This is a genomic window from Candidatus Limnocylindrales bacterium, assembly GCA_035571835.1.
Taxonomy (GTDB): Bacteria; Desulfobacterota; Binatia; order UBA1149; family CAITLU01; genus DATNBU01.
In genome coordinates this window covers 1-2579 of record DATNBU010000015.1, presented here as the reverse complement: position 1 = coordinate 2579, position 2579 = coordinate 1, and the positions used below count along the sequence as shown (strand labels likewise).

At 63.9% G+C, this 2579-nt stretch carries 2 protein-coding genes; one reads left to right on the top strand and one right to left on the bottom strand.

Annotated elements, in window-relative coordinates; translation table 11 throughout:
• On the bottom strand, nucleotides 1-1141 hold a 1141-nt coding region (locus tag VN634_06515; protein ID HXC50513.1), incomplete at its 3' end, for a (Fe-S)-binding protein.
• An 88-nt stretch (nucleotides 1142-1229) separates the two neighbouring features.
• On the opposite strand from VN634_06515, the gene VN634_06510 reads away from it, so the two are divergent.
• A complete protein-coding gene (locus VN634_06510) occupies nucleotides 1230-1769 on the top strand; it encodes a DUF192 domain-containing protein (GenBank protein HXC50512.1) in 540 nt (179 codons plus the stop codon).
• Nucleotides 1770-2579: the final 810 nt, after the last annotated feature.

Genomic DNA, 2579 nt, shown 5'->3' with positions numbered 1-2579 from the left:
ACTCGATCATCACCGGGCACGCCTCCTCGCACGCCCGGCAGACGTTGCACGACCACAGCACCTCGTCGTGGATCACTTCGCCGGGGCCGGTGACGTCGCCGGTGGCGACGAGGCCTTCGGCATCCGGATCGGTCACCGACTCGGGATGCGCGTAGAGGTAGTCGCGCAGGTTGAGCAGGAACTGGCGCGGCGCGAGCGGCTTGCCGGTGGCGGTGGCCGGGCAGACCGACGAGCAGCGCCCGCACTCGGTGCACGAGTACATGTCGAGCACCTGCTTCCAGTCGAAGTGCCGCATCTGCGACGTGCCGTAGATGGCGTTCTCGCTTTCGAGATCCTGCTTGGACAGCCGGCCGAACGGCTCGAGCTTGCTGAAGAACACGTTCGGGATCGACGTGATCACGTGGAAGTGCTTCGAGCTCGGAAGCAGGTTGATGAACGTGAGAATCACGAGGTTGTGGACCCACCACGCGGTGTTGCTGACCGCCTGGGCGAAGCCCGGACCGCCGGCAGCGAGGCCCTTCGAGATCAGGTGCGACGCCCAGCCCCACAGCTTCTCCGCCTCGATCTCGTGATTGCCGGCGAGGAACACCATGCGGCCGGCGTCGTAGAGCAGGCCGCTCGTCGTGATGGTGGTGATGAACAGGAGGATGACGATCGCTTCCCAGTGCGGATGCTCGCGCACCCGGCGCTCGGCCGGAAGGAAGCCCATCAGGCGAGGCGGATGCGTGACGAGCCAGCGCGTCACCAGGATCAGCGCAGAGACCGCGACCAGGACCTCGAACGTATCCTTGAGAAAGATGATCGGGCCGCCGAACTGCGCGGCGCCCTGCATCGGCGCGACGAACTCGGGGATCCAGCCGCGCGCGAACATGTGCACGACCTGGTAGCCGAGGATGAGGAAGCCCCAGAACACCAGCGCGTGGAGGATGCCGGCGCGGCGATCGCGGCCCGGCTGTCCGCCTTTGAAGAACTTGAACTGGCCGAGGGCGTACTTCAGGGTGCGATTCACACGCTCGGGAATGTTTTCCCAGCGATCCGCAGGCCGCATGTACTCGAGAATCGCGAACCTGCGGTAGGCCTGGAACGCAAACAGGCCGGCTCCGGTAAGGAAAGCGATTGTCCAGATGACTGTGCTCAGCATCGATCCTCCAGCTTCCGCGTCGTTTCAGGCTCCGATAAGCGGGGTCCCGCTCGAAGCGGCGCGCGATTTAACCGGGGACATCCCTGCCTTGCAATCCAGCGAAGCGGCCGGTGCACGCACTGCCGCCGGCGGGTTGCGCTGTCGTCCGAGTGTCCGCTCCATCCGCAGAGCGGGATCCGCCCTGGTTCTGTCGTTTGCGCTCGTCACGCTGGCGGCCTGTTCAAAGGCCGCGCAGGGCCCGGTCGTCACCGTGCACGCTGCGTCAGGCGACGCGCCGGTTACCGTCGAGCTCGCGCTCAATCACGAAGAACAGGCTCGCGGCCTCATGTACCGCACCGAGCTCGCCGAGGGTTCGGGAATGCTTTTCGTCTTCGACAACGAAGCCGAGCGCACGTTCTGGATGAGCAATACGCCGATCCCGCTCGACATCATCTACATCCGCGGCGACGGGACGATCGTGTCGATCGCGTCGAACACGACGCCCTATTCGGAAAAACAGATTCCTTCGCGCGGAGCCGCGCGCTACGTCCTCGAAGTGCCGGGCGGATGGGCCGCGCGCCACGGCGTAAAGAGCGGCGACAAGCTGACTCTGCCGGATGTTGCCCGCTCGCGTCAGGCGGGGGACTGAACCAGCTCCTTCGGTTTCCCCGTCCGGTTCGTTCCAGTGCCGGCGTTCCGTGCTACTGGATCGTGAACCTTCGCGACCACTGCGTCGAAGTTTTCCGCGAGCCGGACCGGGCGGCCTGAGTTACTCTTCGTCGCGTATCCCGTAGGTCACGGCGCCGGACCATCCTGATTCATGCGGATGGACACCGGGGCGTGTCGATGCCGCTACCGGCGATGGGCTTGTTGTTGCGATGTGCAGCACGGCCAGCGCGTCATGTCCCTGTTGCACGAACATTCCCCGCGGAATGTGACCCAGGTTTCGTCTGATGCATCACCGCTCAGTATTGAGCACGTGCCCGAGATGGGCGATGGCGACGGGTCCGAAAGATTTCGTCGGATCATACGGTCGGGCGACGTCAGCGGAACGGCAAGGTCGAGAGTGCCCTGCGTGACCTCGCGCACTGATCTGATCGCGTCCTGCCGGGCGCGAATCACGGCCGCGCTATGCTACTTTTGTTATGGAAGCGTCGTCGCGATGTCGATTTCGCTTGACGCGGTTTTTCGCCGCTTGAGATCGCGTATAGCGAAATTAAACAGAGCGCACCTCTTTTTTCGCGACTTCGCGCGTTGCGCCGCTCAGACTTCGCGCCTTGTCGCGAGAGGCGCATGTCTCTGACCGGTCGCATCCTTACGGCGAACGACGCCTGAAAAACCCGTGTTACAAGCGTCGTCATGACGACATTCGACAGCATTGCAAAGCTCTCCGAAAAGGAACTGCTCGATCACTTCGAGTGCCTCGTCGCCCGCGATCGTCGTACGACTGCGGCGCTTC